Origin of the sequence: Aeromonas sp. JL9 (genome assembly GCF_024436075.1) — a bacterium.
Classification (GTDB): Bacteria; Pseudomonadota; Gammaproteobacteria; order Enterobacterales; family Aeromonadaceae; genus Aeromonas; species Aeromonas veronii.
The window spans coordinates 1-6,632 of record NZ_JANFNV010000056.1 but is presented as its reverse complement, the minus strand read 5'-3'; the positions used below and the strand labels follow the sequence as shown (position 1 = coordinate 6,632).

The 6,632-nt window shown below is 45.4% G+C and carries 5 protein-coding genes and 2 pseudogenes; all 7 read left to right on the top strand.

All coding sequences use genetic code 11. The annotated features are described in order from the left end of the window. Positions 1-1,472: Ig-like domain-containing protein (locus NOM06_RS20595; RefSeq protein ID WP_255913005.1), on the top strand; the 1,472-nt coding region annotated here is incomplete at its 5' end. A gap of 443 nt (positions 1,473-1,915) precedes the next feature. Then, on the top strand, positions 1,916-2,896 hold the full coding sequence (locus NOM06_RS20590; RefSeq protein WP_255913004.1) for an OmpA family protein: 981 nt from the start codon (positions 1,916-1,918) through the stop codon (positions 2,894-2,896). Between the two features lie 738 nt (positions 2,897-3,634). Continuing rightward, on the top strand, positions 3,635-4,396 hold the full coding sequence (locus tag NOM06_RS20585; RefSeq protein WP_255913003.1) for a winged helix-turn-helix domain-containing protein: 762 nt from the start codon (positions 3,635-3,637) through the stop codon (positions 4,394-4,396). Beyond that, positions 4,389-4,868: a hypothetical protein gene (locus NOM06_RS20580; protein ID WP_255913001.1), complete on the top strand. Its 480-nt coding sequence runs from the start codon at positions 4,389-4,391 to the stop codon at positions 4,866-4,868. The genes NOM06_RS20585 and NOM06_RS20580 overlap by 8 nt, the downstream gene beginning before the upstream one ends. 4 nt (positions 4,869-4,872) lie before the next feature. Then, a complete protein-coding gene (locus tag NOM06_RS20575; protein WP_370688941.1) occupies positions 4,873-5,892 on the top strand; it encodes an IS630 family transposase in 1,020 nt (339 codons plus the stop codon). Between the two features lie 87 nt (positions 5,893-5,979). Then, positions 5,980-6,096: pseudogene (locus tag NOM06_RS20570) on the top strand (IS5/IS1182 family transposase); the annotation flags it as partial. Between the two features lie 180 nt (positions 6,097-6,276). Beyond that, positions 6,277-6,632: pseudogene (locus NOM06_RS20565) on the top strand (transposase); the annotation flags it as partial.

Here is a 6,632-nt window from a genome sequence, read left to right as displayed (position 1 = left end):
TGGCGCAAGCGATTGATGGTCTGGTGACCGGCAACAGCGAAGGTGCGGCCCAACTGACGGCGCGATTTGGTGGGATGACCAGCAATGCGGTGGCGGTGACAGTCACTGGCGCAACTATTTCGGCGATTGATGTGACGCCGGGCTCGGTGAGCCTGGCGAAAGGTGTGCGCGAGCCGCTCAGTGCGGTGGCGCGTTTTAGTGATGGCACGGCGCTGGACATCAGTGGTTCGGTGAGCTGGGTATCTGACGATGCAGCGGTCGCGCGCATGCTGGGTAATGTGGTTGAGGGGGTGTCTGCGGGCACGACCTCGGTGGTTGCCAAGTACCGTAACGGGCCAGTGGTGAGCAATGTGGTGGCGGTGACGGTCAGCAGTGCTGAACTGACGCGCGTGGTGGCAAGCCCTGCCTCCCTGACGCTGCCCAAGGGGGTAACGCAGGCGGTGACGGTGGAGGCGCAATACACGGACGGGTCGACCTTTGATGTGACGCGCTTTGCCTCCTGGTCAAGCAGTGATGCGGCGGTGGCGCAAGCGATTGATGGTCTGGTGACCGGCAACAGCGAAGGTGCGGCCCAACTGACGGCGCGATTTGGTGGGATGACCAGCAATGCGGTGGTAGTCACTGTCACTGCTGCGATTATCTCTGATATTCGTGTGATTCCTGTTTCTGTGACGATGGGGGTGGGGCAGACACTACAGTTGTCCGCAATGGCAATCTTCAGTGATGGCTCGGAGATAGATGTGAGTGGTAGCGTCATTTGGTATTCGGATGATGATAATGTGGCTGCTGTGGGGAGTGGGGGGTTATTGACTGCTCTGGCGAGTGGGGCAACCTATGTGAGCGCCAGTAAAGATGCTATTACTAGCAACATTGTATTAGTTGATGCCTTCGAGTCATTTTTAGATTTAAAGGCTGGTACGACATATTACTCTGTAGATCAGGGGTTTCCGAGCACTGGATTTGTCGGTGCAAAATTTAAGTTAAGGGTAAGGAATGGGGCTGGGGCGGATGAATACGATTGGTACAGTAGCGCAGAGTGGGTCCAAGTAAGTGCAGAGGGTGTTGTAAGCTTCGTATCTCAGGGGGATTCAAATCCAGTCACCATAATCGCAGAGCCAAAGGGGCAAGGTGTTCGTTTTGCCTATACCTTTAGGGTGGCTAAGTGGTTCCTCGGTAATGAAGGTGATTATGTAACTTGGGCAGAGGCGGAAGACTGGTGTTCAACGCAAGGATTGAAACAAGCATCTAGGGAAGAATTGACTCGAGGTGAAGACGTAACTGGAATGGGTTCATTGATATCTGAGTGGAGCACTGCTATGAGTGGGGCTGCTTCTATCGGTGTTGGTGGCGGGACTTGGACGCGTGAAGCTTTTGATGATAGTAGCCACTATTATGTTGTTATTAGCAGAGGTGATATTGGCATAGAGGCAGATTCCTGGACACACTTCGCGGTGTGTGTGAACGAGCTTTAGGTGTTCAAGTGTAGAGTTGTTTTTAGCTTGAATTCGGAGTGAATGACTGCTTTGTTGATTGGCATTTTCCGCACCATCTGGGGCTGGCTTATTATGATAAAAGTAATTTGTTATGGCTGTATTTTTTAATAAATACCGGCAGTAATGAGTGTTAGAAGACTAAAACAAGATGCGAAACTTTTTGAGGTTGTTGTAATCTGATGTCGTCTGCTCAGTTTGTGAATGAGCTTTAAATGTGATAATGGTTTTGGCCTGTCTAATATACTAGGCTGCCAAAGAAAGTGTGTTAACGACGATAGCTGCTTGTATTCATGGATGTATTCGGTTTTAGAGTCATATGTGATCATTACACAAACTAAGCCGTAATAAATTGGTCTAAAAACTCACCGTCTTTTGGTGGGGTACGAAGATGGATCATTCTAAGTATGAGAGTGGGTGGTGATATGTATCGTATGAAATTAAATCGCTTGGTATGTATGGTCGCCGGAACTGTTTTTTCTAGCTATGCTGTGTCTGCGAACGCTGATGATGCTTACCTAGGGGGGGCATTAGGCGGTGCATACTTTTATGACGCATGCTCGACTAATACAACTAAGTGCAATAATCAGCAACCTCTGTGGGGCGGTTATGCTGGATTGTATATAAATTACTGGTTAAGTGGCGAGATTGGTATCTTTTCATACGGAAAACCACGTGCGAGTTATTCCTCGGGTGATGTCTCTGCAAATGTTTGGGGGGCAGATCTGTCGCTTCTTATGAGCCATTCGTTGTCACCACAATCCACTCTATATGCCAGAGCAGGTGCAGGCCTATTTGATATTCATAAGTCACAAGGTGAAGGGCGTTTTTCATCTGCTTCTAAAAGTCAGACTATTTTAAAACCCCTTTTGGGGTTAGGTTTTGAACATGAGATGAGCCCCAATTGGGCTGGAAGGCTTGAATATCGATTTGTGGATGGCATTGGTAGTTCTGCTGTCGGGCATGCAGATTTGCATGCACTGATGGTCGGTTTGGTATATCGCTGGGGGAAGGAACGTAGTCAGAACACTCTGCAAGTGCCTGATTTAGTTGATATTGGTGGCTCAAGCGTATCTGATTATTCTGCCACTGTTCTTTTTGCTCCAGGATCGTCTTGGCTGACGCCTACAGCAATGCGGGTGCTGGATGCTATTGTAAGCAACATGAATACTCGGAACATTGATGAAGTTGTAGTGTCCGGTCACACTGATAGCATTGCTTCTGTTCAGTATAATATTGAGCTTGCAACAAAAAGGGCAAGAATTGTAAAAGAATATTTAGAGGCAGGTGGGGTTCCTGACAAACATATTACACTCCGCATATTGGGTGAATCTAGGCCCATTGCTGAGAACATAACAGCTCTTGGTCGGGAGAAAAATCGTCGAGTAGAGTTATGTTTAAAGTGAGAATGTTGAAAGCTGAACCAAGGCAATATGTTAGTATTGCTGGAATCTATAAATTACTCTCTATTACAGCGGACTCTAGTTAGTGTGGACTGCTTAGGTAGTCAGTGAACTCGATAATAACAAAACCTTTTCTCGTTAACTGAGTACAAAGGAGCGATAGCTGCCTGCATCCCACCTCGCAAGAACGCAGGGCTATCGCCTGAGAAATGAAGCTGTGTAGTGATGAGAAAGGAAGATCTGGCGTATTGGAAGAAGATGTCGAAATATTACCATGTTCGTTACCGGAGACCGTGATGGCACGGTTAAAAAGGTTGCTGGCGGGAAAATTAGCCGATGGAAAAACGGCCCGTCAGAGGGAAGTAAAATCGCGATGTGAGCTCAATAAAACACTGAAGTATCTGGGATCTAGATGTACGGTACAGCAATCGTTATTGTATGTCCTGTTCATGGGATTAAATTATATTATGGGGCGACATGTGTTAATTATAAAATTAGAGTGATTATTTAAATTTTGGCAGTGAGTTTTTATAAAGGTGGTGTAGAATGCATGTTGGGAGTATTAACTAAAATTAACTCAAGCAACTTGAAGAAATCACTCGTGAACCATTTTCCAATCTAGGTAAGTCAATGTTTTTCGAGAGTTTTATTGCATGGCATTGAGGTTGCTTTAATTGAGGTTTTAGCCTAACCTAAAAACAGGTATATGATTTTTTTGTTCAGTTGGAAGTTATTGTCAGGATGGAAAAAATAATTTTTGATGTTCATTCTTGCACACTATTCCTTGGTGGTAAGAAACGTAAACTTGGAAGTAAGGATACTCTGGTTTTAGAGTTTTTATGTAATTCAGGTAATGATGGTGCGAGAAAGAATGACATTATTGAATATGCTTGGCAAGGACTTGTAGTTACAGACGCTTCATTGTCGAAAAGTATATCCACTCTTCGCTCAGCATTAATGGAACTAAGCCCTGGCGACGATATAATACTTACCGTTCCTAGAGTTGGCTACAAATTAGCTCCCAATAAAATATCCCTCAATATAGAGGTGATGAATCAATTACCTATTATCGAAAATGCTGAATCTAAGGGGGAGGTAGAAGAGAAAATCTCTAAAAAACTTCATGTTCTATTTACATCAGTGAAGTACTCTTTATTAATCTCTTCGCTAATATTTTTTATCTTAGGTACAAAAAAAATTATTTTGTCAGAGGGTTATTTAAATAGAAACTTCATTTCGCCATCACTGGTCAAAGAAACTCTGTCTAGGGAAAAGGAAATTTATTATTTCGCTGGTGTGGATAAGCCTTCATTCAGGAATGTAATTAAAAAAATAAACTGTGAGTGTGTTTTTATCGTGTCGTCCAACAGTCAGCATACTTTCATCTTGACATACTTGAAGAAGGAGCGTAAGGCGCTTAATTTTATATTTAAAAAGGATGATGATATAGACATGGTAAACTATATTCAAGCTAAAGTTAATGATGGTGTGCATCATGATTAGGTATTTCGTAGTGTTGATTTTTTCGGTTCTGTATTTTGTTTTAGTTGATGGTTTTACTCCGACCTCTCCATTTCCGGTGGGTGTATACTCTGGCATTCGATATCGAATTTCAAGTGAGGAGCCTAATGCACAGATAACAACAAAAGTTGAAGTTTCACGAGATGGTGCTGTAAGGCAAAAAATCACCATAAAAGATGAAAGCATAGACTCGTATGCTGCATTCATGTTTGATGGTGAACTTGGTGAATGCGAGCTAACTACATGCAAATATATAAGAACTGCTAATGTGCTCTTAAAGCCTGACATAAATGAGTCGATATTCGATAGCAAGTACTTAGAGCTGTTATCTAAAGCGAAAGGGAAAGGAAAATTGCTTTCATCGACTGAGTTGATGTTTAAAAACAAAGAAATGGTAGTGGTGCTTGATGTAGATAGGCAGACTCCAAACTTATATACTATCAGTAAAAATTGAGTTTATGGCTTATCATGTGCGCTTTATACTGACCCCTTGGCAGTTGATATTTCTTGTCCTGATGACGAGGCATGCTCGTCGCTTGATGGCCATCTTGCTGTTACATGAAGGACGTACGGTCACCGATGTTCATCAGCTTACCGGCGCTGCGCGCTCGACCATCGGTCGTTGGCTTCGGTGGTATCGAGATGAAGGCATAGATGCGCTAGAAGCCTTACCGGCTGGCCGTGCCCCAGTTTTACCTATCGCCAAGATGGTCACCTTACTGGTGCTAATCATGCAGTTTTCTCCGCAAGATTTTGGTTATCAGCGCAGCCGTTGGTGTACCGAACTATTGGCTATCAAAATCAATCGGTTAACAGGGCTCAATGTGGCCGCCTCCACACTTCGTCGATGGTTACCTCGTATGGGGATTGTCTGGCGCAGGCCCGTGCCGACCTTGCGGATAAAAGACCCGGCCTATCAGGAGAAAATGGCGAATATCGACGCCGCGCTGGCCCGTTGTAATGCTGATAATCCGGTGTTTTATGAGGATGAAGTCGATATAGACCTCAATCCCAAATTAGGGGCCGACTGGATGTTCAGAGCGCAACAAAAGCGTGTTGTCACTCCATGGCAGAATGCCAAGCATTACCTAGCAGGCGTTCTTCATGCAGGCAACGGAAGAGTGCTTTACGTCAGTGGGATAAAGAAAAACTCATCGCTGTTTATCGCCATGCTGGAAAAGCTGCGCCACCACTACCGACGAGCCAAAACCATCACGCTGATCCTCGATAACTACATCATTCACAAAAGCAAACAGACCGAGCGATGGTTGAAGAAGAACCCCAAGTTCTGCCTGGTATTCCAGCCAGTTTACAGTCCTTGGGTTAATCACATCGAACGGCTGTGGCACAAGTTACATGAAACCATCACGCGCAATCATCAATGCAGAGGGATGGCCAACCTTCTGGCTCGAGTGAAACACTTCATGGATACCGTGTCTCCTTTCCCGGGGAATGGCTATGGCACAGCGAAGGTGTAGCACTATTAGGATCAGTTATTTAGGCAGTGTTCTTTAAGTGATGAAGATATAATCGCATGTCTTCTCAACAGCTTAAGACACTATGCAGTGTCCCGTCGTTACCAGTTGACCCATGCACAACGGGGGCTTATCGAGCCCCTTTTTCCACATCACCGCATAAGCGGACGTGAACCACGCTCGGCGCTCGATGGTATTTTCTGGATGTGTGATTCATAGAGATCATTTCACTATGATGTGATGCTATGAACTGTGAAATTCAGCAAAGATTACTGTGGGTACGCCTCTACAAGGCGTTGTTAATGGGATGGTCGCCCCTACCCAAAACGGCATCTGAAGTGCCAAAGTGGCGAATGTATGTTCCCACTGATGAGAGAGGCGACCACCATGAAGGCTACGACAATCGGCATAGATTTGGCAAAAGAGGTATTCCAGGTTCACGGGGTGGACGAGCACGGTAAGCGGTTGTTCAACAAGCAACACAAGCGCTCACAAATAGCCTCCCTTTTTTGCCAATATTCCACCCTGTTTGATCGGCATGGAGGCCTGTGCCTCTGCCCACTTCTGGGCCAATAAGCTGCAAGGGCTGGGACATACCGTCAAACTGATAGCTCCCCAGTTCGTCAAGCCCTATGTCAAAACCAACAAGCATGATGCTGCTGATGCAGAAGCTATCTGCGAAGCCGTCACTCGACCCAATATGCGGTTTGTGCCTATCAAAAGTCCTGAACAGCAAGCCGTTC

Coding starts and splice junctions, on each gene's coding strand:
- NOM06_RS20575 (WP_370688941.1), top strand. CDS start 4,873: ATGGCTTATCATGTGCGCTTTATACTGACCCCTTGGCAGTTGATATTT.
- NOM06_RS20585 (WP_255913003.1), top strand. CDS start 3,635: ATGGAAAAAATAATTTTTGATGTTCATTCTTGCACACTATTCCTTGGT.
- NOM06_RS20580 (WP_255913001.1), top strand. CDS start 4,389: ATGATTAGGTATTTCGTAGTGTTGATTTTTTCGGTTCTGTATTTTGTT.
- NOM06_RS20590 (WP_255913004.1), top strand. CDS start 1,916: ATGTATCGTATGAAATTAAATCGCTTGGTATGTATGGTCGCCGGAACT.